At 60.2% G+C, this 26,127-nt stretch carries 25 protein-coding genes; 18 read left to right on the top strand and 7 right to left on the bottom strand.

Annotated features, from left to right (window positions below; all coding sequences use genetic code 11):
* The first annotated feature begins 265 nt into the window (after nt 1-265).
* The 11 genes from BSF40_RS14450 to BSF40_RS14500 all read left to right on the top strand — a co-directional run bounded on the left by BSF40_RS14450 (nt 266) and on the right by BSF40_RS14500 (nt 14,153).
* A complete protein-coding gene (locus BSF40_RS14450) occupies nt 266-1,666 on the top strand; it encodes a polynucleotide adenylyltransferase PcnB (protein ID WP_172435714.1) in 1,401 nt (466 codons plus the stop codon).
* A gap of 3 nt (nt 1,667-1,669) precedes the next feature.
* A complete protein-coding gene (gene folK / locus BSF40_RS14455) occupies nt 1,670-2,155 on the top strand; it encodes a 2-amino-4-hydroxy-6-hydroxymethyldihydropteridine diphosphokinase (protein ID WP_095965622.1) in 486 nt (161 codons plus the stop codon).
* A 364-nt stretch (nt 2,156-2,519) separates the two neighbouring features.
* A complete protein-coding gene (gene panB, locus BSF40_RS14460) occupies nt 2,520-3,320 on the top strand; it encodes a 3-methyl-2-oxobutanoate hydroxymethyltransferase (RefSeq protein ID WP_095965623.1) in 801 nt (266 codons plus the stop codon).
* On the top strand, nt 3,317-4,177 hold the full coding sequence (gene panC, locus BSF40_RS14465) for a pantoate--beta-alanine ligase (RefSeq protein ID WP_015096863.1): 861 nt from the start codon (nt 3,317-3,319) through the stop codon (nt 4,175-4,177). The genes panB and panC overlap by 4 nt, the downstream gene beginning before the upstream one ends.
* A gap of 186 nt (nt 4,178-4,363) precedes the next feature.
* Nucleotides 4,364-4,744: an aspartate 1-decarboxylase gene (panD, locus tag BSF40_RS14470; RefSeq protein WP_003228271.1), complete on the top strand. Its 381-nt coding sequence runs from the start codon at nt 4,364-4,366 to the stop codon at nt 4,742-4,744.
* Between the two features lie 224 nt (nt 4,745-4,968).
* Nucleotides 4,969-6,633, top strand: a complete 1,665-nt coding sequence (gene pgi, locus BSF40_RS14475) for a glucose-6-phosphate isomerase (RefSeq protein WP_015096864.1) — start codon at nt 4,969-4,971, stop codon at nt 6,631-6,633.
* 136 nt (nt 6,634-6,769) lie between these two features.
* Nucleotides 6,770-8,707 (top strand): acetate--CoA ligase, encoded by a 1,938-nt coding sequence (acs, locus tag BSF40_RS14480; RefSeq protein WP_095965624.1) that lies wholly within the window; start codon nt 6,770-6,772, stop codon nt 8,705-8,707.
* A gap of 116 nt (nt 8,708-8,823) precedes the next feature.
* On the top strand, nt 8,824-9,696 hold the full coding sequence (locus BSF40_RS14485) for an oxygenase MpaB family protein (protein ID WP_095965625.1): 873 nt from the start codon (nt 8,824-8,826) through the stop codon (nt 9,694-9,696).
* Nucleotides 9,697-9,792: 96 nt separating this feature from the next.
* Entirely contained in the window at nt 9,793-10,809 is a 1,017-nt protein-coding gene (locus BSF40_RS14490; RefSeq protein ID WP_095965626.1) for a class I SAM-dependent rRNA methyltransferase, read from the top strand.
* 93 nt (nt 10,810-10,902) lie between these two features.
* Nucleotides 10,903-13,860, top strand: a complete 2,958-nt coding sequence (locus BSF40_RS14495; RefSeq protein ID WP_095965627.1) for a DUF748 domain-containing protein — start codon at nt 10,903-10,905, stop codon at nt 13,858-13,860.
* Entirely contained in the window at nt 13,860-14,153 is a 294-nt protein-coding gene (locus BSF40_RS14500; RefSeq protein WP_007970547.1) for a DUF2845 domain-containing protein, read from the top strand. The genes BSF40_RS14495 and BSF40_RS14500 overlap by 1 nt, the downstream gene beginning before the upstream one ends.
* Before the next feature lie 267 nt (nt 14,154-14,420).
* Here BSF40_RS14500 and BSF40_RS14505 read toward each other — a convergent pair whose 3' ends face one another.
* Together BSF40_RS14505 and BSF40_RS14515 are read right to left on the bottom strand one after the other, a co-directional pair.
* The gene (locus BSF40_RS14505; protein WP_056728649.1) at nt 14,421-14,777 is read right to left on the bottom strand and encodes a BON domain-containing protein; all 357 of its coding nucleotides are present in this window, start codon (nt 14,775-14,777) and stop codon (nt 14,421-14,423) included.
* Between the two features lie 466 nt (nt 14,778-15,243).
* Nucleotides 15,244-15,666, bottom strand: a complete 423-nt coding sequence (locus BSF40_RS14515) for a pilin (protein ID WP_095965629.1) — start codon at nt 15,664-15,666, stop codon at nt 15,244-15,246.
* Nucleotides 15,667-15,893: 227 nt separating this feature from the next.
* On the opposite strand from BSF40_RS14515, the gene BSF40_RS14520 reads away from it, so the two are divergent.
* The 4 genes from BSF40_RS14520 to yacG are packed head-to-tail and all read left to right on the top strand — an operon-like array spanning nt 15,894 to nt 18,802.
* Complete coding sequence (locus BSF40_RS14520) at nt 15,894-17,111, top strand: type II secretion system F family protein (protein ID WP_095965630.1); 1,218 nt, start codon at nt 15,894-15,896, stop codon at nt 17,109-17,111.
* A gap of 1 nt (nt 17,112) precedes the next feature.
* Complete coding sequence (locus tag BSF40_RS14525) at nt 17,113-17,985, top strand: A24 family peptidase (RefSeq protein ID WP_095965631.1); 873 nt, start codon at nt 17,113-17,115, stop codon at nt 17,983-17,985.
* Nucleotides 17,982-18,605, top strand: coding sequence for a dephospho-CoA kinase (gene coaE / locus BSF40_RS14530; RefSeq protein ID WP_095965632.1), 624 nt, complete (start codon nt 17,982-17,984; stop codon nt 18,603-18,605). Before BSF40_RS14525 ends, coaE begins: the two co-directional genes overlap by 4 nt.
* Nucleotides 18,602-18,802: a DNA gyrase inhibitor YacG gene (yacG, locus tag BSF40_RS14535; protein WP_007970539.1), complete on the top strand. Its 201-nt coding sequence runs from the start codon at nt 18,602-18,604 to the stop codon at nt 18,800-18,802. The genes coaE and yacG overlap by 4 nt, the downstream gene beginning before the upstream one ends.
* An 18-nt stretch (nt 18,803-18,820) precedes the next feature.
* Here yacG and BSF40_RS14540 read toward each other — a convergent pair whose 3' ends face one another.
* The gene (locus tag BSF40_RS14540; RefSeq protein ID WP_095965633.1) at nt 18,821-19,510 is read right to left on the bottom strand and encodes an energy-coupling factor ABC transporter permease; all 690 of its coding nucleotides are present in this window, start codon (nt 19,508-19,510) and stop codon (nt 18,821-18,823) included.
* 71 nt (nt 19,511-19,581) lie between these two features.
* A complete protein-coding gene (locus BSF40_RS14545) occupies nt 19,582-20,514 on the bottom strand; it encodes a LysR family transcriptional regulator (protein ID WP_095965634.1) in 933 nt (310 codons plus the stop codon).
* Between the two features lie 121 nt (nt 20,515-20,635).
* Between BSF40_RS14545 and BSF40_RS14550 the strand changes: the two genes are divergently transcribed.
* Nucleotides 20,636-20,878: a DUF2790 domain-containing protein gene (locus tag BSF40_RS14550; RefSeq protein WP_095965635.1), complete on the top strand. Its 243-nt coding sequence runs from the start codon at nt 20,636-20,638 to the stop codon at nt 20,876-20,878.
* A 9-nt stretch (nt 20,879-20,887) separates the two neighbouring features.
* Here the strand turns inward: BSF40_RS14550 and BSF40_RS14555 are convergent, their stop codons facing one another.
* From BSF40_RS14555 to BSF40_RS14565, 3 genes are read right to left on the bottom strand one after another with little or no spacing between them, the layout of a single operon-like run.
* Nucleotides 20,888-22,156, bottom strand: coding sequence for an OprD family porin (locus BSF40_RS14555; protein WP_095965636.1), 1,269 nt, complete (start codon nt 22,154-22,156; stop codon nt 20,888-20,890).
* 16 nt (nt 22,157-22,172) lie between these two features.
* Nucleotides 22,173-23,393, bottom strand: coding sequence for a benzoate/H(+) symporter BenE family transporter (locus BSF40_RS14560; protein WP_095965637.1), 1,221 nt, complete (start codon nt 23,391-23,393; stop codon nt 22,173-22,175).
* 3 nt (nt 23,394-23,396) lie between these two features.
* The gene (locus tag BSF40_RS14565) at nt 23,397-24,740 is read right to left on the bottom strand and encodes an aromatic acid/H+ symport family MFS transporter (protein ID WP_095965638.1); all 1,344 of its coding nucleotides are present in this window, start codon (nt 24,738-24,740) and stop codon (nt 23,397-23,399) included.
* Nucleotides 24,741-24,959: 219 nt separating this feature from the next.
* Between BSF40_RS14565 and BSF40_RS14570 the strand changes: the two genes are divergently transcribed.
* On the top strand, nt 24,960-25,586 hold the full coding sequence (locus tag BSF40_RS14570) for a DUF1780 domain-containing protein (protein WP_007970534.1): 627 nt from the start codon (nt 24,960-24,962) through the stop codon (nt 25,584-25,586).
* Nucleotides 25,583-26,110, top strand: a complete 528-nt coding sequence (locus tag BSF40_RS14575; protein WP_095965639.1) for an MOSC domain-containing protein — start codon at nt 25,583-25,585, stop codon at nt 26,108-26,110. The genes BSF40_RS14570 and BSF40_RS14575 overlap by 4 nt, the downstream gene beginning before the upstream one ends.
* The last annotated feature ends 17 nt before the right edge of the window (nt 26,111-26,127 follow it).

Here is a 26,127-nt window from a genome sequence, read left to right on the forward strand (position 1 = left end):
GTACCTGTACCTGTACCTGTACCTGTACCTGTACCTGTACCTGTACCTGTAGGAGCGAGCTTGCTCGCGAATAACCTGAAGGCGCAGTTGGGTATCTGGCTAAACGCGCCATCGTTCACGTCCATCGCGAGCAAGCTCGCTCCTACGGACCTACAGTTCATATCTGCTGTGTCCTACACCATCCCCCGACTAAATGCTAGAATCCCCGCCCATCATGCGGTCATTCTTCTGTTATGGCCGAATATTCCTTCAAACAGTGCATCCCATGCTGAAGAAGCTGTTCCAGTCATTCCGTTCTCCCAAGCGTCCTATGCAACACATTCGCAGCACGCCTGAAGTGCTCAACAGCGGCCAACACTCGCTGCAAAAGGCGCAATTCAGCCGCTACGCGGTGAATATCGTTGAACGCCTGCAGAGCGCCGGTTACCAGGCTTACCTGGTGGGCGGTTGCGTGCGCGACATGTTGCTGGGCATTACACCGAAAGATTTCGACGTTGCCACCAGCGCCACACCCGAGCAGGTACGGGCCGAATTCCGTAACGCGCGAATCATCGGGCGTCGGTTCAAATTGGTGCACATCCACTTCGGTCGCGAAATCATCGAAGTCGCGACCTTCCGCGCCAATCACCCGCAAAACGAAGACGAGGAAGACAGCAACCAGTCTTCACGCAACGAAAGCGGGCGCATCCTGCGCGATAACGTCTATGGCACCCTGGAAGAAGACGCGCAACGTCGCGACTTCACCATCAATGCCCTGTATTACGATCCGGTCAGCGAACGCATCCTCGACTACGCCAACGGCGTACACGACATCCGCAATCACCTGATCCGCCTGATCGGCGATCCGAAGCAACGCTACCAGGAAGACCCGGTACGCATGCTGCGGGCCGTGCGTTTCGCCGCCAAGCTGAACTTCGGTATCGAAAAACACAGTGCCCTGCCCATTCGCGACCTGGCGCCAATGCTGCGCGAGATCCCGTCGGCTCGCCTGTTCGAAGAAGTGCTCAAGCTGTTCCTTTCCGGACACGCCGCCGATACGTTTGAAATGCTGGTCGACTTGCAATTGTTCGATCCACTGTTCCCGGCCAGCGCCGAAGCACTGGAATACAACCCGACCTACACCCACACCCTGATCAGCGAAGCCCTGATCAATACCGACCTGCGGATCAAGCAAAACAAACCGGTCACCCCGGCGTTCCTGTTTGCAGCCCTGCTCTGGCCTGCCCTGCCGGCGCGCGTCCTGCGCCTGCAGGAGCGTGGCATGCCGCCGATTCCAGCGATGCAGGAAGCGGCGCATGAGCTGATTGCCGAACAGTGCCAGCGAATCGCGATTCCGAAACGCTTCACCATGCCGATCCGCGAGATCTGGGACATGCAGGAACGCCTGCCGCGCCGCAGCGGCAAGCGTGCCGATCTGTTGCTGGACAATCCGCGCTTCCGCGCCGGCTATGACTTCCTGCTGTTGCGCGAGAGTGCAGGCGAGCAGACTGACGGCCTCGGCGAATGGTGGACCGACTATCAGGACGCCAATGAAAGCGAGCGTCGCGACATGATCCGCGACCTCAGCGGCAAGGAAGAAGGCACCGGCGCCCCGCGCAAGCGTCGCCGCAGCCCTGGTTCCAAGCGCAAGCGCGCCGCCGGCGCCTCGAGCACCACGGGCGAGTAATCCATGGAACGCATCTACATCGGCATGGGCAGCAATCTGGCTGACCCTGCCGAACAATTGCGCAGCGCCGTCGAGGCGCTGGCGCAGTTGCCGCAATCGGAGCTGGTCGGGGTTTCTGCGTTTTATCAAAGCGACTCACTGCTTCCCGGACAACCGCGCTACACCAATGCGGTGGCCGCACTCGACAGCACGCTGGCGCCACTGGAATTGCTGGATGCCTTGCAGGCCATCGAAAACGGCCAGGGTCGCGAGCGCCTTGAACGCTGGGGACCGCGTACGCTGGACCTCGACATCTTGCTGTTCGGTGATCGCCTGATCGACGAACCGCGCCTCAAGGTTCCCCACTACCACATGCAGGAACGGGCCTTCGTGCTATATCCGTTGGCCGAGCTGGCACCTGCTGACCTGCGATTGGCCGATGGCCGGACGCTAAGTGAATTACTCGCAGCCTGCCCGTTCGTCGGGTTGGAACGCCTGCTCCCGACGTGACACAAATCCCCTGTGGGAGCGGGCTTGCTCGCGAAAGCGGTGTATCAGTCAACATCAATGTTGAATGTGATACCCCCTTCGCGAGCAAGCCCGCTCCCACATTGGCTTTGTGTCGGGCACAAGATCTGCTGCTGAATCGCATCAGTTACTCCGGTAACACCCCACCCGTAACAATGCGGTAACACACGCAATTGACTTCCCTCGTTCTCCTCACGACTATAGGCGTCCCGCTGCCGCCTACACGGCGTTCAAGGGCGCAATCCAGGCCTTAAAAGCACGACGTAAGAGCGTGCGCCTGTATTCAACGAAGAATCACGCGCGTTACTCGCAGTAGTTTCCACAGCGCCTGAATGAGGAACTTTTCATGCCAGCCATCACCCTGACCACCCTGCAAGGTCTGAAGCAAAAAGGTGAAAAAATCACCATGCTGACCTGCTACGACGCAACCTTCGCCCACGCCTGCAACCAGGCCGGCGTCGAAGTGCTGCTGGTGGGCGACTCCCTCGGCATGGTTTTGCAGGGCCACGACAGCACCTTGCCTGTCACCACCGCAGAAATGGCTTACCACGTGGCTGCCGTCAAACGCGGTAACAGCGATGCCCTGATCCTCGCCGACCTGCCATTCATGGCCTATGCCACCACCGAACAAGCCATGACCAACAGCGCCCTGTTGATGCAGGCCGGCGCGCACATGGTCAAGGTCGAAGGAGCGTTGTGGCTGGCCGATTCGATCCGCCTGCTGGCCGAGCGCGGCATCCCTGTGTGCGCGCACATGGGCCTGACGCCGCAGTCGGTGAACATCCTTGGCGGCTACAAGGTCCAGGGTCGCAATGAAAACCAGGCGCGGCAGATGCGTGCCGACGCGATCGCCCTGGAACAGGCTGGCGCGGCCATGCTGTTGCTCGAATGCGTCCCGAGCGAGCTGGCAGAAGAAATCACCCAAGCGGTGAAGATTCCGGTGATCGGGATTGGCGCCGGCAATCGCACCGATGGCCAGGTGCTGGTTCTGCACGACATGCTGGGGCTGTCCATTACCGGCCGCGTGCCAAAATTCGTGAAGAACTTCATGACTGGCCAGACCAGCATTGAAGCTGCATTGAATGCCTACGTGACTGAAGTCAAGGCGGCGACTTTCCCTGGAATCGAACACGGATTCTCTGCATGAACACCGTAAAAACCGTACGTGAACTGCGGGCCGCTGTAGCCCGTGCCCGTAGCGAAGGCAAACGCATTGCCTTTGTGCCGACCATGGGCAACCTGCACAGCGGCCACGTTGCGCTGGTGACCAAGGCCTCCCAACGGGCGGACTTCGTGGTGGCGAGCGTCTTCGTCAACCCGCTGCAATTCGGTGCTGGCGAAGACCTCGACAAGTACCCGCGCACCCTCGCCGCCGACCAGGAAAAACTGCTCCAGGCCGGTTGTCATCTGCTGTTCGCGCCAACCGTCGAGGAGATGTATCCCGACGGCATGACCGGCCAGACCCGCGTCAGTGTCCCGCAATTGTCCGAAGGCCTGTGTGGCGCAAGCCGGCCAGGGCACTTCGAAGGCGTGGCGACGGTGGTCAGCAAGCTGTTCAACATGGTCCAGCCGGACCTGGCAATCTTTGGCGAGAAGGACTTCCAGCAACTGGCGGTGATTCGCGCGCTGGTACATGACCTGAACATGCCGATCCAGATCATCGGCGAGCCGACCGTACGGGCGGCCGATGGCCTGGCGCTGTCGTCGCGCAACGGTTTCCTCAACGAAGAGCAACGCGCTGTGGCACCGGTGGTCTACCGCACGCTGAATGCGATCAGCGAGGCGATCAAGCAGGGCGAACGCGATTACCCGGCGCTGATCGACACGCAGGTCAAACAGCTCGAAACGGCTGGCCTGCGTCCTGACTATCTGGAAATCCGCCATGCCCTGACCCTGCGCCCGGCGACGGCGCAGGATCGTGACCTGGTGATTCTGGTGGCGGCGTTCCTCGGTACGACGCGGTTGATCGACAACCTGCATCTGAACCTCGACGCGCCAATCTAGACAACAAAAAAAAACCTGTGGGAGCGGGCTTGCTCGCGAAAGCGGATGTTCAGTCACAACAGTTTTGCCTGATCCACCGCTATCGCGAGCAGGCTCGCTCCCACAGGGGTTCTGCTGCGCACATACAGACCTTACTGACGCCCACAAACCCTTCGGGCCACTTGCCCGCCGACCTGGGAAACATTCATGCACGCCATCATGCTCAAAGCCAAGCTGCATCGCGCCGAAGTCACCCACGCTGTACTCGATTACGAAGGCTCCTGTGCCATCGACGGTGAATGGCTGGACCTGTCCGGCATCCGCGAGTACGAACAGATCCAGATCTACAACGTCGACAACGGCGAGCGCTTCACCACCTACGCCATCCGTGGTGAAGAAGGTTCGCGCATGATCTCGGTCAACGGCGCCGCGGCGCACAAGGCCAAGGTCGGTGATCGCGTGATCATCTGCGCTTACGCTCATTACAGCGAAGCCGAACTGCTCAACTTCAAGCCGCGCATGCTCTACATGGCACCAGGCAATGAACTGAGCCACACCAGCAATGCCATTCCGGTCCAGGTCGCCTGATCCGAGCCCTGTCTCTTCCGTTTGTCGGACCATTCCTAACTTCGATGTTAAAAAAGTACCGGAAACAGGTCAGACAAAGTCAAGACAGATCATTGCGCGGGGTTTACTGTATTCGCCCTGCGCCATGAAATCGTGTCGACGCAGTTGACCGGAACGCCCATCCATTGCGCTCCGGGATTTTTAGTGTTCAAAAGGCCGTTCAAGTAAAAAGGAAAACCGCAGCGATGGCGTATTACCGCACTCCTCACGACGTTACCGCTCTGCCCGCCTGGCAAGCGTTGAATGACCACCGCCAAGCCATGCAGGATTTCAGCATGCGCGAAGCCTTCAATGCCGATCCGCAGCGTTTTACTCAATTCACCCTCAGCAGTTGCGGCCTGTTTCTCGACTACTCGAAAAACCTGATCAACGCCGAGACCCGTAATCTGCTGGTGGGCCTGGCCAACGAAGTCGACCTGAAGGGCGCGATCAAATCGCTGTTCGACGGCGAAATCGTCAACTCCTCTGAAGGCCGTCCGGCCCTGCACACAGCCCTGCGTCGCCCGGTTGGCGACAAGCTGTCGGTCAACGGCGTCAACGTGATGCCGGAAGTGCACAAGGTGCTGAACCAGATCACCGACCTCGTGGGTCGTATCCATGACGGTCTGTGGCGCGGCTACACCGAGAAGCCGATCACCGACGTGGTGAACATCGGCATCGGTGGCTCGTTCCTCGGCCCGGAACTGGTGTCCGAAGCCTTGCTGTCCTACGCCCAGAAAGGCGTGCGTTGCCATTACCTGGCAAACATCGACGGCAGCGAGTTCCACGAACTGACCATGAAACTGCGTGCCGAAACCACGTTGTTCATCGTTTCGTCGAAATCCTTCAATACCCTCGAAACCCTGAAAAACGCCCAGGCCGCCCGTGCCTGGTATCTGGCCCAGGGGGGTTCGGAAGCCGAGCTGTATCGCCATTTCATCGCGGTATCGAGCAACAACGCCGCCGCCGTAGCCTTCGGTATCCGCGAAGAAAACATCTTCCCGATGTGGGACTGGGTCGGTGGCCGCTACTCGCTGTGGTCGGCCATCGGCTTGCCGATTGCCCTGGCCATCGGCATGTCCAACTTCAAGGAACTGCTGTCCGGTGCCTACACCATGGACCAGCACTTCCAGAGCGCACCGTTCGAACAGAACATGCCGGTGCTGCTGGCATTGCTCGGCGTGTGGTACGGCAACTTCTGGGGCGCGCAAAGCCACGCGATCCTGCCATACGATCACTACCTGCGTAACATCACCAAGCACCTGCAACAGCTGGACATGGAATCCAACGGCAAAAGCGTGCGCCAGGACGGCAAGCCCGTGTCCACCGACACCGGGCCGGTGATCTGGGGCGGTGTCGGCTGCAACGGTCAGCACGCCTACCACCAGCTGCTGCACCAGGGCACCCAACTGATTCCGGCGGACTTCATCGTGCCGATCGTCAGCTTCAACCCGGTGTCCGACCACCACCAGTGGCTGTACGCCAACTGTCTGTCGCAAAGCCAGGCGCTGATGCTCGGCAAGACCTTGGCCGAGGCCGAAACCGAGCTGCGCGACAAAGGCATGAGCGAAGCCGACGTACACAAACTCGCGCCGCACAAGGTGATCCCGGGCAATCGTCCGAGCAACACCCTGGTGGTCGAGCGCATCAGCCCGCGTCGCCTCGGCGCACTGGTGGCGATGTACGAACACAAAGTCTTCGTGCAAAGCGTGATCTGGGGCATCAATGCCTTCGACCAGTGGGGCGTGGAGCTGGGCAAGGAGCTGGGCAAGGGTGTCTACAACCGCCTGGTCGGCAGCGAAGAAACCCCGGCCGAGGACGCCTCGACTCAAGGGCTGATCAACTACTTCCGCGGTCGTCACCGCGGGTGATTTGAAGCCTGCCCACAAAGTGTGTATTGAGTACAAACTTTGTGGGCAACGAATATCCAGTGTGGGAGCGGGCTTGAACCCATTGACCTCTCGGCGCATCTTTATCTTTGTCGCAAAACAAGAATAAGGAACCGTCATGTTCGATATCAGCAAGTTCCCCAAAGCCGATGCCGTCCGCCGGGCTGCACAATTGAGTCAAGACGACTATCAGCGCCTGTACCGCGAATCCATTGAACACCCCAGCACCTTCTGGGCCGAACAGGCCACGCGTTTTCTCGACTGGAGCGCGCCCTGGGAAACCGTCCAGCGCTACAACCTGAAGACCGGCGAGGCCAGCTGGTTTGCCGGTGCGCAATTGAATGTCAGCTACAACTGCATCGACCGGCACCTGGAAAAACGCGGCGATCAGGTCGCCATCATCTGGGAAGGCGACGACCCTGCCGACTCGACATCGATCACCTACAAACAACTGCATGAAAACGTCTGCCGCCTGGCCAACGTGCTGAAAAGCCGTGGCGTGAAAAAAGGCGACCGCGTGTGCATCTACATGCCGATGATTCCCGAGGCAGCCTACGCCATGCTTGCCTGTACCCGCATCGGCGCAGTGCACTCGGTGGTGTTCGGCGGTTTCTCCCCGGACTCGTTGCGCGACCGCATTCTCGACGCTGACTGTCGCACCGTGATCACCGCCGACGAAGGCGTGCGCGGCGGCCGGCCCGTGCCACTCAAGCAGAACGTCGACAAGGCGCTGCAAAGCTGCCCGAACGTGAGCACCGTGCTGGTGGTCGAGCGCAGAAACGTACAGATGAATTGGGTCGAAGGACGGGACATCAAGTACCAGCAGGCCCTGCGCGAAGCCAGCGCCGATTGCCCGCCCGAGCCGATGGACGCCGAAGACCCGCTGTTCATCCTCTACACCTCCGGTAGCACCGGTAAACCCAAAGGCGTGCTGCACACCACCGGCGGCTACCTGCTGCAAGCGGCGATGACCTTCAAGTACGTGCTCGATTACCGCGATGGCGAAGTTTTCTGGTGCACCGCCGACGTCGGCTGGGTCACTGGCCACAGCTACATCGTCTACGGTCCGCTGGCCAACGGCGCGACCACGCTGATCTTCGAGGGCGTGCCGAGCTACCCGACGACCTCGCGCTTCTGGCAGGTGATCGACAAGCACAAGGTGAACATTTTCTACACCGCCCCGACGGCCCTGCGCTCGTTGATGCGCGAAGGGCCCGCCGCGTTGAAGGAAACCTCCCGCGCCAGCGTCAGACTACTCGGTACGGTCGGCGAACCGATCAATCCGGAAGCGTGGGAGTGGTACTTCCATGAGGTGGGCGAAGAGCGTTGCCCGATCGTCGATACCTGGTGGCAGACCGAAACCGGCGGCATCATGCTCAGCCCTTTGGTCAGCGCCCAACGAATCAAGCCCGGTTGCGCCACACAACCGATGTTCGGCGTGCAGCCGGTGCTGCTCGACGAGCAAGGCAAGGAAATCAAAGGCGCCGGCAGCGGCGTACTGGCCATAAAATCCAGCTGGCCGGCGCAGATCCGTAGCGTCTATGGCGACCCGCAGCGCATGGTCGACACCTATTTCAAGCCGTATCCCGGTTACTACTTCACCGGCGATGGCGCGCGGCGCGATGAAGATGGCGACTACTGGATCACCGGGCGCATCGACGATGTAATCAACGTGTCCGGCCACCGTATCGGCACCGCCGAAGTGGAAAGCGCCCTGGTGCTGCACGAATGCATCGCCGAGGCCGCTGCGGTCGGTTACCCCCACGACATCAAGGGCCAGGGCATCTATGTCTTCGTGACGCCCATGAACGGCGTCGAAACCAGCGATGAACTGAAGCAGGAATTGCTGGCCCTGGTCGGCAAGGAAATCGGCAGTTTCGCCAAACCGGACTTGATCCAGTGGGCGCCAGCCTTGCCGAAAACACGCTCAGGCAAGATCATGCGGCGCATTCTGCGCAAGATCGCCTGCAATGAACTGGACAGCCTGGGCGATACTTCGACCCTGGCCGACCCGAGCGTGGTGCAGGGCCTGATCGACAAACGCCTGAATCAATAACGTGCCTTTGTAGGAGCGAGCTTGCTCGCGATGAACTCAAGCGCGCCGCGTGTATTCAGGAAAAACGCGTTACCGTTAACGACCATCGCGAGCAAGCTCGCTCCTACAGAGTCGCCATGGAATTCATCCGCACCCGCATCGAAACCCAGATCATGAGCCTGACCGGTTTGTCCCTTGGCAAGCTCGACCTGGAAAACCCCAAGGGCGACCCCGGGCTGTTCGGACCGGACTCGGTGAGCTGGCAAGTCCATGGCGATTTCAGCAGCATGCTGATCGGTGGCATCAGCGCCCTGATGCTGCAGGCCCTGCACCCGCTGGCATTGGCCGGGGTCTGGGACCATTCGAATTTTCGTGAGGACATGCTCGGTCGCTTGCGCCGCACCGGGCAGTTCATCTCCGGCACCACCTTCGGTTCGCGGCAAGACGCCGACTGGTTGATCGAGAAGGTTCGCACCATTCACTTGCAGGTGACCGGCACGGCGCCGGATGGACGCCCCTATGCCGCCAGCGATCCCGATCTGCTGACCTGGGTGCACGTCGCCGAGGTCAGCAACTTCCTCGCCGCGCATTTACGCTATCGCAACCCGCATCTGTCCCCAGCCGATCAGGATCGCTATTACGCAGAGATCGCCCTGGTCGCCGAGCGTCTCGGTGCCCGGGATGTGCCCCGTTCGCGGCAGGCCATTGCCGACTACCTTGAGCGCATGCGCCCGCAACTGCTGTGCGACGAGCGCAGCCGCGAGGTGCTGCGCCTGTTGTTGAGCGCGCCCTCTCCCAGTCGTTTGGCCAAGCCGTTCGGGGGGCTCATGATGCAGGCGGGGATCGATCTGCTGCCGGATTGGGCCAGTGACATGCTCGGCGTCAGCCAGAACCCGCTGCAACGCAAACTGATCCGCGCCAGCGTCAACCGCAGCGCGCCAATGCTGCGCTGGGCGGTGCGTAATGGATCGGTGCATCGGGCTAAACGAAGGATGGGTTTACTGACCTGATGCTCAGAGCCGCAAGCTCAAAGCTTGAAGCTTGAAGCTTGAAGCTCAGTAACTGTTAAACTCCCGCGCCCAATTCTCTCCTGCAAGGCGCCCAGCATGTCTTCCTTGAATCAGGCGCTGCGCGCCGCCCTCGATCAACGCCAGGACCTGCTCGCCGAACTGCACCAGCAGGGCACCGACTGCTATCGCCTGTTCCACGGCAGCCAGGAAGGTGCCGGTGGCCTGACCATCGACCGCTACGGCCCGCAATTGCTGGTACAGAGCTTCCACCAGCCGCTGGAGCGCGAGGCGCTGCTGCAACTGCACGAAGCGATCAACCAATACCTGGGCTTTGAAACCCTGCTGGTCTACAACGACCGCTCCCGCGGCAACTCGCGCATCGATCGCGAAGACATCGTCTACCGCGCCGACGAAGCCGCCCTGCAGGACCTGGTCGGCCACGAATGGGGCCTGAACTATCGGGTGCGTGGCCGCCATGCCGGACAAGACCCGCTGCTGTTCCTCGACCTGCGCAACACCCGCGGCTGGGTCAAGGATCACAGCAAGAACAAAAGCGTACTGAACCTGTTCGCCTACACCTGTGGCGTCGGCCTCAGTGCCGCCGCCGGCGGTGCGCGCGAGGTGTGCAACCTGGACTTCGCCGAGGGCAACCTGGCGGTCGGTCGCGAGAACGGCCAACTCAACCCGCAGTTGCCGCCCATGGAATTTATCCAGTCCGACTACTTTCCGGCCATTCGCCAACTGGCCGGCCTGCCGATCAGCCAGCGCCGCGGGCAAAAACTGCCGAGCTATCAACGCCTGGAACAGCGCCAGTACGATCTGGTGCTGCTGGACCCTCCGGCCTGGGCCAAGAGCGCATTCGGCACCGTCGACCTGCTGCGCGACTATCAGAGCCTGCTCAAGCCGGCCTTGTTGACCACCGCCGAAAACGGCGTGCTGATCTGCTGCAACAACCTGGCGAAAGTCAGCATGGACGACTGGCGCGAGCAGGTTTTGCGTTGTGCGGAGAAGGCCGGGCGGCCGGTGCGTGAATGGAGCGTGATGAAACCAGGCGCCGATTTCCCGTCGATGGATCAGCAACCACCGCTGAAAACCCTGATTCTGCAGCTCTGACAGCGGTGGGAGAAATCTGAAACTTCCTCGACAGTTCAATCACTTCGGAACCGGAAACGCGTGCCATACTCCAAGGCACTCCGATTCAGACAGATGAAGCCGCACATGTACAAAGGATTGATTCGCGCCATCGGCGCCTTGTTGACTGCTCTGGCTCTCTACAGCTTGCTGGGTTTTCTGATTTTACCGGGTGTGGCGTTGCGCATTGCCAACCAGCAACTGGCCAACTACGCCACCACCCCCGCCACGATCCAGCGGATCGAGTTCAATCCGTTCAGCCTTGAACTGACCCTCTGGGGCTTGAACATCGGCGAGCCCGGCAAGGAGCAGGTCGCTTTCGAACGTTTGTACGCCGATCTGCAACTCGACAGCCTGTGGACCAAGGCGGTGCACCTGTCCGATGTCGAACTGGACAAGCCCAAGACCGAAATCCTGTTCGGCAAGGACGGCAAACTCAATCTGCTCGGGCTGTTCAAACTGCCAGCAAGCGAACCCACGCCCGCAGACCCGAACGCCAAGCCGTTTCCGCTGCGCATCGAGCGCATCAAGCTGGCCGGCGGCGCCCTGCACTTTGTAGACGCCCGGCCCAGCGAGCCTATCGAGTTTCTCTACGACACCCTCGATTTCGAGCTGAAGAACCTCAGCACCCTGCCCGATGACAGTGCCGACATGACCCTGGTGGCCGTCGGCCCCAATGGCGGACAGATCGACTGGACGGGTAATTTCAGCCTGATCCCGATCGCCTCCGAAGGTAAGCTGAAAATCACTGATGGCAAGATGAAAGCCTTTTGGCCCTATGTGCGCGATGCCGTGCCACTGGACCTCGAAAACGGCGTCATGAGCATCAGCACCGACTACAAACTCAGTCTGTCCAAGGAAACCGAGCTGCTGTTGAGCAATGTAGCGGTCACTGTCGCCCCCTTCGCGATCAAGGCGCCGGATGGCCGGCCGCTGGTAAAGCTTGAGCGCCTGGACGTCAGCGAAACCACGGTGGACCTGGCCAAACAGCAGGTGGTGGTCGGCAAGATCCGCAGCCACAAACTGGAAACCTGGGCCGCGCTGGAACCGGACGGCCAACTCGACTGGCAGAAACTGTTCGCCAGCCAACCGTCAAAAGCCACCGCCAAAGCCAAGGCGGATGCCGAACCGGCCAGCACTCCGGCGGCGGCAGACTCACCGAAACCCGAACCGGGCGCACCCGACAAACCCTGGCAGGTGCTGCTCAAGGATGTGCAACTGCGCGACTACAAGGTGCATCTGGCTGACCGCAAGGCACAGCCTGCCGTCGCCCTGGACCTGGCTCCGCTGAACCTCGACCTGCAAAACTTCGACAGCCTCAACGGCTCGCCCTTTACCCTCAAGCTCGATACCGGTGTGGGCAAGCAAGGCAAGATCATGGCCGACGGCGAGGTCAATCTGGCCCCGGTCAGCGCCAGGCTGAAGGTCCAGACCAGAGACATCGACCTGCGGGTTGCCCAGTCCTACATCACGCCCTTCATTCGCCTGGAACTGCGCAGCGGCATGCTCGGCAGCGATCTGGCGGTCAACCTGAAAAGCACCGAGCCCCTGGCCTTCAACGTCACCGGTCGCGCCCAGGTCGATCAATTGCATACCCTGGACACCCTGAAAACCCGCGACTTCCTCAAGTGGCAACAGGTCGTGGTCGAAGGCCTGAACTATCAGCATGGGGACAGCCTGTCGATCGACAAGGTCAACCTGTTCCAGCCCTATGCGCGTTTCATGATCAACGATGATCGCACCACCAACATCGACGACCTGCTGATTGCGCAACCGGCGGACTCCGGGGCAAAACCGGCAACGAGCAAACCGACAAGCAACGAAAAACCTCTTGGCATCCACATCGGCGGCATTTTCATCAATGACGGTTCGGCCAACTTCGCCGACTTCAGCCTGACCCCGAACTTCGCCACCGCCGTCCAGCAACTCAACGGGCAGATCGGCACCATCGACAGCCGCCAGCGGAAACCGGCCAGTGTCGACGTCAAGGGCAAGGTCGACCGCTACGCGCCGGTGACCATCAAGGGCTCGGTCAACCCGTTCGACCCGATGGCCAGCCTCGACATCGCCACCAGCTTCAAACGCGTGGAACTGACCACGCTGACCCCCTACTCCGGCAAGTTCGCCGGCTACCGTATCCGCAAAGGGCGGCTCAATCTCGACCTGCATTACCAGATCACCAAGGGGCAGCTCAAAGCCGAAAACAAAGTGGTGGTCGAGCAACTGCAACTGGGTGAAAAAGTCGACAGCCCGGATGCCGTGAGCCTGCCGCTGAAACTGGCCATTGCCTTGCTCAAGGACGTCGACGGCAAGATCTCCATCGAGCTGCCGGTCACCGGCGATCTGAACAACCCTCAGTTCAGTGTCATGCCGATTATCTGGCAGACCCTGCGCAACCTGATCGTCAAAGCCGCAGCGGCGCCGTTCAAACTCATTGGCGGGCTGGTCAACGGTGGCGGCTCGGAAGACCTGGGCAGCGTTTCATTCGCGGCAGGCTCCAGCGAATTGGGCAAGGACGCCGAAGGCGCCCTGGACAAACTGTCCAAGGCGCTCAAGGAACGCCCGGCCCTGCGCCTGGAAATCGAAGGCACTGCCGCCCAGAGCAGCGATGGCCCGCTGATTGCCGAACAACGCCTGGAACGGGAATACCAGTACAACTACTACAAAATGCTCCAGCGCCGCGGTGACAAGGTCCCGGCCCAGGCTTCGTTGCTGGAGGTGCCGGATGGGGAAAAAGGTCCGTTGCTCGAAGGTATCTACCGCACCCGCCTGAAGACCCAGCCCCCTGCCGAATGGAAGGACCTGGGCAAGGAAGAGCGCACCGCGAAAATGCGCGCCGAGGTGATCAAGTTCTGGAGCTCCAGTGACGTACTGTTGCGTCAACTGGGCCAGGAGCGCGCCAGCAGCATCAAGGATTACCTGGTCGACAAGGCCAAACTGGAAGATCAGCGGGTGTACTTCATCGACGCCAATCTGGGCGAAGCGGAAAGTGACGGCCGCGTGGTGACACCGATGCATCTGGATGCCGAGTGATGATGCGGCGGCTGGCAAGCCTGGTCCTGGCGCTATCCGCCAGCCAGGCCTGGGCGGCCGATACCCTGCGCTGCGGCAGCCAATTGATCAGCGTCGGTGATCGATCGAGTGAGGTGGTGCAGAAATGCGGTGAACCGGTGAGTCGCGACCTGCTGGGTTACAAGCGCAGTGCAGACCGGCGCGAGGAGTTTCAGGTCGAGGAATGGACCTACGGACCGAATGGCGGCATGTATCAATACTTGCGGTTCGAAGGTAATCGGCTGAAGCAGATCACCAGCAAACGTGGCAATTGATTAACCACGATTCAATGTGGGAGCGGGCTTGCTCGCGAAAGCGGTTTTTCATTCAACGCATGTGTTGAATGTCAGTCAGCCTTCGCGAGCAAGCCCGCTCCCACAATTGTTTACGGCGCACCACATAGAACAGGCCCCGGCAAAAATGCGCGGGGCCTGTGGTGGCCAATATCCGTTTGGCCCTTCGCATGAACACTCAGGTTGCAACAGACGTATGACTCGGCTCGTCTGTCGCGCCGTCTCCCGGTCCAGGCGAGAAGTCTTGCCTTACTCGGCTTTCAGGCCGTCAGCGGAGACCGCCTTGACGCCTTTGATTTTTTTGGTGATGGCCACAGCCATTTCCTTTTGCGAATCGGTCACGGCGGTGGTCGACGACAGCGATACCACACCTTTGTTGGTTTCAACCTTGATGTCGCTACCTGGGATGCCTTTTTCGGTCATCAGGTCAGCTTTGACTTTGGTGGTGATCCAGGTATCGGAAGTAGCTTCTTTCGCTTCGGTCATCTCACCGGCAGCCAGCACCATTGGCGACTGGGTTGCCTGGGTGGTTTGAGCAAACGCGGCGTTGGCCATGGTCAGGGTCAGCGCGGTAGCAGCAGCGGCAGTGATAGCGAACTTCTTCATACGAGTAACTCCTGTTTTTCGGAAAGTCTGCCGGGTGTCTTGTCGGCAGGGTTACCAAGGATATTGCGAACGCTGTGCCAACTTTGAAACCAAGGATAAAACCTTATAAATCAACAAGTTATAAAATCAGCTAATTTTCGGAATCATGCAAAATGCACGAGATGCACAAACACTGCATGCAAGTTGCAGGTTTATGAAAAGTTCCTAAGATGCTGAAATTTCTGAGCTTTATGAGCGGCTTTTGACGACCGGTCGACAAACAGGAAAAACCCCGCAAAAGCGTAATGCTGTTCAGTTAGGGATTCTGTAGGAGCGAGCTTGCTCGCGATGGACTCAAGAGCGCCGCGTTTAGTCAGTAAACACGCGGCATCGTTAACGACCATCGCGAGCAAGCTCGCTCCTACAGTGGATCACTCTCGCTTGACTGAACAGCATTGCGCAAAAGCGGGGGAATTGATTGAGCAACTCATGCCGCAGAACCGGAACACCCTTTAGGCAAGTAATCCGGGGAAACACTGCTCTTGCACGACCAGCCTTTGGCTTCGTCCCGTGTCAGGGTGACAGTTTTGCCTTGGACCACCCCCGGGGCATTGTTCAACGTACAAACGATTGATCCCGCTCCCTCCGGCGTTGTAGCCGTCACAGACAGGGCGCAATGGGTGGTCGATGCCGCACCGGCGGGCGCCACGTTGGCAATTGTCGGAGTTTCCCCCTGATTGATCACATCCTCGAACGGCACTTTCATCGCAGTCAGCTCGGCCAGCGCCGCCGTGACCTTGGCCCGGGCCTGGTACTTGGAATACATCGGCAGGCCCAGTGTTGCCAGGATCCCGATGATCGCCACCACGACGAGCAATTCGATCAGGGTAAAACCTTTCTGATTGTTCATGTACAAGCTCCATGCATGAGTCGGAGGCTCATGACCTGCCCCATGGCAGCACAGCTTGTGCCAAGGCCAGAAGCCCCTGTTGGCAAGGGATCTGGTAGCCGTCAGGCCTTTTCCTCCTACCAGGACCAGCACTATCTGACGTTTTTTGTCACCTCACCCTGGCGGGTTTGGCCTCATCCTTTGACTAGGCTATAAGAGCAATTCAATCGGAATCCCCAGGACTGAACATGGCGGTCAAGGCAGCGAAAATCAGCGTGTATGCATGGGAAGGCATCGACCGCAAAGGCACAAAAGTGACCGGCGAACTCAGCGCTCAAAACCCGGCGCTGATCAAGGCGAAACTGCGCAAGCAAGGCATCAGTCCGGGCAAGGTTAGCAAAAAAAACCCATCGGTTTTCAGCATGGGCAAGCGTATCAAGGCCCAGGACATCGCCCTGTTCACCCGGCAAATGGCGACGATGATGAAGGCCGGCGTGCCTTTGTTGCAGTCCTTCGACATCATCGGCGAGGGCTTCGACAATCCGGCCATGCGCACGCTGGTGGACGAACTGAAACAGGAAGTTGCGGCAGGCAGCAGCTTTGCCGCCGCCCTGCGCAAGAAGCCCCGGTATTTCGATGAACTGTATTGCAACCTGGTGGATGCCGGCGAACAGGCCGGTGCCCTCGACACCCTTCTGGAGCGGGTCGCGACCTACAAGGAAAAAAGCGAATCCCTCAAGGCCAGGATCAGGAAAGCCATGACCTACCCGCTGGTGGTGGTATTCGTCGCGGCGATTGTCACCGGGATTCTGCTGGTCAATGTCGTGCCGCAGTTCGAGTCGGTCTTCAAAGGCTTCGGCGCCGAACTGCCGGCCTTTACCGTGATGGTCATTGGACTGTCGCAATTCATGCAGGCCTGGTGGTGGGTGGTCCTGGGCGCGCTGCTCACGATGGCCTTCGGCGTGCGCCACATCCTCGGAAAGTCCCCGGCCTTGCGTGACCGGATGGACACCTGGCTGCTGAAGCTGCCGCTGGTGGGCACCCTGATGCACAAGTCCGCCGTGGCCCGGTTCGCCCGCACACTGTCGACCACTTTCGCTGCCGGCGTGCCGCTGATGGAGGCCCTACAATCAGTGGCCGGCGCGACCGGCAATAGCGTGTTCAAGCGCGCTGTGTTGCGCATCCGGCAAGACGTTTCGACCGGCATGCAATTGAATTTCGCCATGCATACCTGCGGCGTCTTTCCGAACATGGCGATACAGATGACGGCCATCGGCGAAGAGTCAGGCACCCTGGACGCCATGCTCGACAAAGTCGCGGGGTTCTACGAAGACAGCGTCGATAACATGGTCGATAACCTCACCAGCCTGATAGAGCCGTTCATCATGGTGGTGCTGGGTGTTATCGTCGGTGGACTGGTAGTTGCCATGTACCTGCCCATCTTCCAACTTGGCTCAGCGATCTGACATGCCCTTGAATGAAATCCTGATTCACTCTCCGCTGGCCTTTGTCCTTCTCGCAGGCATCACCGGCCTGCTGGTCGGCAGTTTCCTCAATGTCGTGATCTGGCGCCTGCCGAAAATGCTCGAACGCGACTGGCGTGAGCAGGCCCATGACATTCTCGGGCTGCCTGGCGAAACGCCGTTGCCGACCTACAACCTGTTGCTGCCCCACTCCCAATGCCCGCACTGCGAACACCGAATCCGCGTCTGGGAAAACATCCCGCTGCTCAGTTATGTGTTTTTGCGCGGCCGTTGTTCAGCCTGTGCGGCGGCGATCAGCCCGCGCTATCCGTTGACCGAATTGGCCTGCGGCCTGTTGTCAGCGTTTGTTGCCTGGCACTTCGGCTTCGGTTGGCCGGCCGGCCTGATGCTGATCCTGAGCTGGGGGTTGCTGGCGATGAGCCTGATCGACGCCGAACATCAGATATTGCCGGACGTACTGGTGCTGCCGTTGATATGGCTGGGGTTGATCGTCAACAGTTTCGGCCTGTTCGTGTCGTTGCACGAGGCGCTTTGGGGGGCGGTCGCCGGCTACGGCCTGCTGTGGTCGGTGTTCTGGCTGTTCAAGCTGGTCACGGGCAAGGACGGCATGGGCTACGGTGATTTCAAGCTGCTGGCGATGCTGGGCGCCTGGGGTGGCTGGCAGATTTTGCCCCTGACCATCCTGCTGTCCTCGCTGGTGGGTGCCATTATCGGGCTGGTGCTGCTGCGCTGGCGCCATGCAAAAACCTCGACGCCGATCCCTTTCGGTCCCTATCTGGCCATTGCCGGCTGGATTGCGTTGCTCTGGGGTGGTCAAATAACCGACTTCTATTGGCAGTCTGTCGGTTTGAAATGAATACCCCTGTGGAAAAACCCTGGATTCTCGGCCTGACCGGCGGCATCGGCAGCGGAAAAAGCGCGGCCGCCCAACACTTCATCGATCTGGGCGTGCATGTGGTCGACGCCGATCATGCCGCTCGCTGGGTCGTTGAACCCGGCCGCCCGGCACTGGCACAAATCGCCGAACACTTCGGCCCCGGTGTGTTGCAGGCCGACGGACAACTGGACCGCGCTGCGCTACGCAAATTGATCTTCGAAGTGCCTGAAGAGCGCCGCTGGCTGGAGGCCCTCCTGCATCCACTGATCGGCGAGGAAATCGCTCATCACCTGGCGCTGGCAAAATCACCTTATGCGATTCTGGTATCGCCGCTGCTGATCGAGTCCGGCCAGTACGCCATGACCCAACGGGTGCTGGTGATCGATGCCCCGGAACAATTGCAGATTGAACGCACCCTGCAACGTGACCAGACCAGCGAGCAGCAGGTCCAGGCGATTCTCAAGGCCCAATCCAGCCGCCAGGATCGCGTGAGTCATGCCGACGACGTCGTGGTCAACGACCGCGACCTGGCCTGGCTGCACAGCGAGGTCGAACGCCTGCATCACTTTTATCTTACTTTGCGTGGAGGCCAGTCATGAGCCAACCAACAACCGTCGAATGCCCAACCTGTGGCGCCCCCGTGGAATGGACCGCCGAAAGCAAATTCCGGCCATTCTGCTCCGATCGCTGCAAACTGATCGACCTGGGCGCCTGGGCGTCCGAAGAACACAAGATTCCAGTGGCCCCCGATGCCGAGGACGAGATGTTCAGCGGTGACTTCGACCCGCGCCACTGAACCACCGGGTCGACGATTTCAGGGCTTGGGATCGTCGTCCTTCCAGGGGGCCGAGAGGTAGCGGGTGCGGTTGAACGTCTCAAGCCACTCCGGACAAAACACGACCAGCGCACTGACGATCATGCCGTTGATAAACGCTTCGGGAAAAATGATCAGCCATAGATATCCGACAAAATCTTCCAGCCAGTACGGCATGGCAAAACGCTCGTCGAACCATAACAACCAAAGCGCCAGCAGCAGACACAGCAATGCCGACAGCGCGGCGGCAAAGAATCCGGAGACGAAGATATACACGAAGGGATTTCGTGGCTGCGCCCGCTCCACCAGGATCGCGCAGCACTCGGTGACCAGCACCGGCAGCGCAATCAACAGCGCACCATTGACCCCGACCGCCGCCAGGTCCTGTCGGCCGAGCAGCACCAGCCCCGTTTGTGCAACCAACCCGCCAACCAGCGCCAGCGGCCAGTCCAGCAGTAGCGTCACCGCTGTCATGCCGATGAAGTGGTACGACACGCCGGTATCAAAGTCGCGCCGCACCAGCCACAACAGAAACAGCGCAAACACCGTTCCAAACAGCAGATGCTGACGACGGCTGTCGGTAAACAGTTCAACCCACGGCGCGCGCCAGATCGCCCAGATCAACACCGGCACATAGATCAGCCAGCCGGCCGCAAGGGTTTGCGATGACAGCAACTCTGCACCGATCATGGCTACGCGCGCCTCCCGGGCGAAGAATAACGGCCCCTCAGTCTACACCGCCGCTCACCTGCCCTTCGACTTCAAGCCCAATGCCGCGGATCGTTCACCACCACGTCATGTTCGGCGAACAGCTTCGGCAGCTCAGACTTGAGAAAGTCCACCCAGGTACGGACCTTGGCATCGAGAAAATGACGCGAAGGATACAGCGCATACACATTGCGTTCGCGCAGGCGCCATGCAGGTAACAGGCGCAGCAAAGTGCCATCACTCAAGGGCCGCGTCGCGGTGTAGAACGGCAGCAGGCTGACGCCCATGCCCGCCTCCGAAGCCTTGACCATCGACTCGGCAACATTGCACTGAAAGGTCTTGGCCGGACTGACGGCGTGCTCGCCGTGCTCGTCCTGGAAAAGCCATTGATCGCCGTACAACGGGTCGAGCATGCGCAGGCATTGATGATCGTTCAACGCCTGCGGCTGCCGCGGCACACCCCGGCGTTGCAAGTAAGCCGGGGAGGCACAGGGCACGCTGTAGATCTGCCCGACGGCCTGCGCAACCCTTTGCGAGTCGGCCAGTTCGGGAGCTATCGAAATCACCACATCGTGCCCCTCCTCCAGCGGATCGGGATTGAGCTGCGACAAGGTCAGCTCGAACACCACATCGGGATACAGCTCGCTGTAGCGGGCGATCAACGGCGTGAGCAGCACACCCAGGCCGTTCATGCTGTGCACCCGCAAGCGTCCGGCCGGATTGATATGAGCGCCACGGGCCTCGGCTGTCGCCTCATCCATGGCCTCGACGATTTGCCGGCTGCGCAGCAGGAAGCGCTCGCCGGCGTCGGTCAGGCTCAAGCGCCGCGTGGTGCGTTGCAGCAGGCGCGCCTGTACATGTTCCTCCAGATCCGCCACCAATCGGGATACCTGCGCGGTCGACAGATCCAGCGCATCGGCAGCCCCGGTGAAACTGGCGCAATCCACCACCCGGATGAACACGCGCAAGTTGTTAAGCACATCCATAAGCCCCCCTCGGGCGATGACTGTTACGGTTTATGTAAGGCTGCATCCACCTTTCGCCCCTTTATCCGTGGGTGGCAAAGACTAAAATTCAAACATCACCAACAACACGGAGCACGCCAACATGAAAACGTTGATCAGCCTGTTGCTGACCGTCATCGCCAGCTCGGCCATGGCCGCTGACAACGAGCCGCTCGCAGTCCTGTACAACCCGGCGCAGCCACTGGACATCGCCAAGGTGGTTTCTGTGTCCGACACTGCGACCGCGTGCGGGGTTGTACCGGCGACCATGGAGTATGTCGATCATCAGGGCCAGACCCACCGCGTGACCTATAACGTCATGGGTGATTGCACCAGCAACCTGTGATCAATGGGCTCACCGCAAGGTCCATGTATAGCTGAGGATCAAGCGGTTCTCGTCGATATCACTGCGGTAGTTTGAACGCGCCATCGCGTTGCGCACTCGGATGCCAAGACCTTTGAGGCTGCCGCTCTGCAACACATAGCCGATGTCCAGGTCACGCTCGCGATCCTTGCCTTCATAGCCCTTGCCGGTATCGACGTTATTGCCGCTGATGTAGCGCACGGTACTGGTCAGCCCCGGTACGCCGAGCGCCGCGAAGTCATAGTCGTAGCGCGCCTGCCAGGAACGTTCATCGGTGGAGGCGAACTCGTAGGTCGGCACTTCGTTGCCCAGCGGCGAGATGTTGGCAAACACCCGTGGAAACGCGCTGTCGCCGAACATGCCCTGATAGCCGACGTAAAACGTATGACCGCCACGCTTGGCCGACAGCAACGAGAAGAACGCCTGGTTGTCGATGTTGCCCAGCAGTTTTTTGCCGTCCTCGCGCGAATCGTAGTAACCGAGGTTGGCGCCGAGGGTCCAGTCACCCACCGGTTCACTGTGCTTTAAACCCAGAAAACGCTGGTTGTAGATATCTTCCAGTTGTCCGTACCAGGCGCTGACCGAGCTGCGCTTGTCGTTGAAGGCATAATCAGCGCCGGCAAAATTGAAACCGTCACTGCTGACCTGGCGCTGCGGCACGTGACCCAGCATCGCTTGCATCTTTTCGTCGCCAGCCTCGTTGCGCAGGCTGGTTGAACTCAAGTGACCACCCTGCACCGTCAAGCCATTGATCTCGCTGGAGGTGATGCTTGCGCCCTGATAACTCGGTGGCAGCAGGCGGATATCGCTGAATGCCAACACCGGCAGATTGGGTTGCAACTCACCGACTTTCAGCTCGGTTTTGGAGTAGCGCATCTTCAACGCGCCTTCCAGGCGGCTGTAGTTGTCCGCCGCGCGGCCGTCGTCCTGCACCGGCAGCAAACCGGTATTGGTCCGGTCCGGAGCGCTGTCGAGCTTGAGGCCGAGCAAGCCAATGACGTCCACCCCAAACCCGACGGTGCCCTGGGTGTATCCGGACTTCACGTTGAGGATGAAACCCTGGGCCCACTCTTGCGCCTTCGATTGCTGGTTGGCGCCGACGATGTCGGAATAGTCGCGGCTGAAGTAGTAATTGCGCGCCTGCAACGTCGCGGTGGTGTCTTCGACAAAGCCGGTTTGCGCCGCCATCGCGCCCGTGGAAAAACTCGAGACGACAGCCAGGGACAACGCCGAACCGGTTGTTGGGAGAATCTGTTTCATCGTTTTTCTCTTATTGTTATTGATCGACTGGTTGTAGGACTTCAGTTGCAGTGGATTGGCGACGGGGAACGGGGCGACGGACGCTCAACAGCACATGGGTGACCATGCCGAAAATCAGCCCCCAGAATGCCGCGGACAAACCGAACAACGACATGCCCGAAGCCGTGACCAGAAAGGTCACCAGCGCGGCTTCACGATCGCTCGGCACCGCCATCGCGCCCGTCAACGCGCCAGCAATGGCGGCGAACAGGGCCAGCCCGGCCAGCGCCGCGATCAACTCTTTGGGGAACGCTGAAAACAGCGAGACCAGCGTGGCGCCGAAGATTCCCAACAGCAGGTAGCACAGGCCGCCGACGACCCCGGCCACGTAGCGTTTGCGAGGATCTTCGTGGGCTTCGCGACCGGTGCAGATCGCCGCAGTGATCGCCGCCAGGTTCAGCCCATGGCAACCAAAGGGCGCCAGCAGTGCCGTGCCCAGCGCGCTGCTGGCGATGATCGGGCTCGCCGGCGTCGGATAACCGCTGGCGCGCAGCACCGCCATGCCGGGCACGAACTGACCGGTCAGCGCCACCATCACCAGCGGCAAGGCGATGTTCAGGATCGCGCCCAGGCTGAACTCGGGCGTGATCCACACCGGCGTGGCCAGGCCGATCACCAGCGCTTCACGATGCAAATCACCGGTGAACGCGGCAATCGAGCAGCCCACCAGCAGCACCATCATCACCGCATAACGCGGCATCACTCGCTTGCAGATCAGGTAGCAGGCAAACATCGCCAGGACCAGCACCGGCTTGTGCTGCATCGACACGAACAACCCGGTGCCGAAACTGAACAGGATCCCCGCCAGCATCGCCGCCGCAATGGCAGCGGGCAGTTTGCTGATGATCCGGTCGAAAGCCCCCGAGATGCCAACCAGGAAAATGACCAGACTGCTGACCAGATAAGCCCCCACCGCCTCTGCCATGGAGATGTCCGGCAACAGCGTCACCAGCAACGCCGAGCCCGGTGCCGACCAGGCGATGATCACCGGAACGCGGTAGCGCAGGCTCAAACCGATACCGAGCACGGCACTGCCAATGGAGATCGCCCAGATCCAGGACGACAGCATTTCCCGCGAAAGATGTGCCGCTTCTGCCGCCTGAAAGATGATCACCAATGGACCGGCATAGGAAATCACCGTGGCAATGAATCCAGCCACAGCGGCTGACAACGAGAAGTCCTGGAAAAACGCTTTCATGATTCAGGCACCGGTCGCTGACAATGCAGGGTTCAGACCTGCAGCGCTGCGTCGGCTGCTGATGGCGAACACGGTCATGGCCAGGGCCGCCACCGCACCGGGCACGGCAAACGCCATGAAGTTCAGTTGCAGGGGCAGGCTGATCCCGAGCAAGGCGCCGCCCAGCAGCGGACCGACGATGGCCCCGTTGCGCCCAATGCCCGACGCCCAGCCCAGACCGGTAGAACGAATCGTCATGGAATAAAATTGCGCGGCGCAGGCATACAAGAGAATCTGCGAGCCAATGGTGGTGGCACCCGCAATGGCGATCAGCAGGTACAACACCGGCATCGGGCTGTTGAAGCCCAACAGGGTTATCGACACCGCCGCCATGGCGAAAAACACCGCCAGCACCCGCGGCAGATTGAGTTTGTCGCCCAGCACCCCGCCACCGACCGCACCGAAGATCGCCCCGAAATTCAACACCAGCAGGAACGACAGGCTCGAACCCAGGCTGTAACCGGCGTTGGCCATCAGTTTCGGCAGCCAGGAACTCAGCGCGTACACCATCAACAGGCAGCAGAAAAACGCCAGCCACAGCATCAGCGTGCGCAGCGCCCGGCCTTCACGGAACAGCTGCAACACCGGGGTGCCCGTGCCTTTTACCTCGGCCATGTGCAGTTGATCGGAGGTTTGCGCGACGTAGGCCGGATCAATGCGCTGAAGAATATTGCGCGCCTCTTCATGACGCCCCTGACGCAACATGAAGCCCACCGATTCGGGCAGGAAATACATGATCAGCGGCAACAACAGCAACGGCAGGACCGCCACGTAAAACACCGACTGCCAGCCGAAACTCGGGATCAGCACAATGCCCAACCCGGCAGACAGCATGCCGCCCACCGAGTAACCGCTGAACATGATCGCGACCAGCGTGCTGCGGATTTTTTTCGGCGCGTACTCGTTCATCAGTGCGACGACGTTAGGCATCACGCCGCCAATTCCGAGCCCGGCAATGAAGCGACAGAGGCCGAACTCGGTGGGGTTGCGGGCGAAACCATTGAGCACGGTGAAGCCACTGAAGAGCATCACGCAGATCGTGATGGCTTTTTTGCGGCCGATCCTGTCCGACAGCGGACCGAAGAACAGCGCGCCGAACATCATGCCGAACAGTGCATAGCTGCCCAGTGCACCGGCTTGCAGAGGACTGAGCCCCCACTCTTTCATCAGCATCGGCAAGACCACGCCGTAGATCACCAGATCGTAACCGTCGAAGATGATGATCAGGGCACACCAGAACAGCACCATCCAGTGAAAGCGGTTGAAACGAGCGTTGTCGATAACCTCATGTACGTCGATCTTGCGCATGGCATCTATCTCTTGTTGTTGTTTTTTAGAGCGGCGGTAACACGGCTTACGTCCGTACAGCCGAGGGTAGAGCCGCCCGCCACGTGGCAATAGCCAGTGCGCGCAGATCACTATCCGTTTTGTGCAGGGCCCTGAAACGGGCATGGGAACGGAAGGCTTATGAGCCTCTCCGACAAATTGTCTTCTTTGCGATCACATTTGAACGCTAAGCTTGGGCCTATGGATGACTCAGATTATTTACGCCTGCTGACCATCGCGGCCGAGCAAGCCAACGCGTTTCTGTCCAATGCCCGCAAATGGGAGCGGGAGCGTTGGGTGTGCCAGCGCCTGTTGCAAGGTTTGAACATTCCCTATCGCGCCGATGAATTCGCCCCCGCCGGGGAGCCGCCGGACGTGTTGTTTCGCGATGCCAGTTTCGAGGTGTTCTTCGTGCTCGACGAAGGCCGGCGCCTCAACGATGAATGGCGCGACGAACTGCAGCGCCGACGCAGCGCGTTTTCCCTGAGTCAACTGGTACGCCGCGAGGCCAAGCCACGACGCATCCCCGCCAACGAGTTCTTGTTGCGATTGGCGCCGACCTTGCGCAAAAAAGCACACAACTACAAAGAGCGCGGCATGGATCTGGGTGAACTGGACATCATTGCCTTCGCCAGCCTCAAACGCGAAGTGCTGGACCTCAACAGCCATTTCCCGCCGCCGACCGAGTACCTGCGCCAGGGCTGGCGTTCGCTGTCCCTGGTCGGGCCGACATTCGCCCGCGTGCTGTTCGCCCACCCGGATGCACCGGACTTCTTGCGCAGCAACCTGGGGCGCAGCATTGTCTTTGACGTCGGGATCAGCCTGTGAGCCCGCTGCAGGAGCTGATCGCCGAGGTGCCACAACAAGGTCGTGTACGCTGGATCGGCGTGCGCCCGCAATCACGTTCGACAATGCTTGAGCTCGATGCCGTGGAAGCGCGCCTGGAGGCCGGCCTGACCGGCGACCACGCCCGCCCCGGCGTGCGCAATGCGCGGCAGGTCACGCTGATTCAGTGGGAGCACCTGGCGGTGATCAGTTCGCTGATGGGGCGTGCACAGGATCATCCGGTCCGGCCTGAAGATCTGCGGCGCAATCTCGTTATCAGTGGCATCAACCTGTTCAGCCTCAAGGGCCGCCGCTTCCGGATTGGCCAGGCAACGTTCGAAACCACTGGCTGGTGCCAACCCTGCGCGCGCCTTGAAAGCAACCTGGGCATCGGCACCTTTCAGGCCGTGCGCGGACATGGCGGAATCACTGCCCGGGTGTTAAAAAGTGGAATCATTCGCCTGGACGATATCGTCAGCGTCGAACCCGTTCCAGACAGCGGCTATGCTGCGTTCAACCCTGGGTAAAAACACTGTAGCTTCCA

Origin of the sequence: Pseudomonas sp. ACN5 (assembly GCF_002303975.1) — a bacterium.
GTDB classification, from domain to species: domain Bacteria; phylum Pseudomonadota; class Gammaproteobacteria; order Pseudomonadales; family Pseudomonadaceae; genus Aquipseudomonas; species Aquipseudomonas laurylsulfatiphila.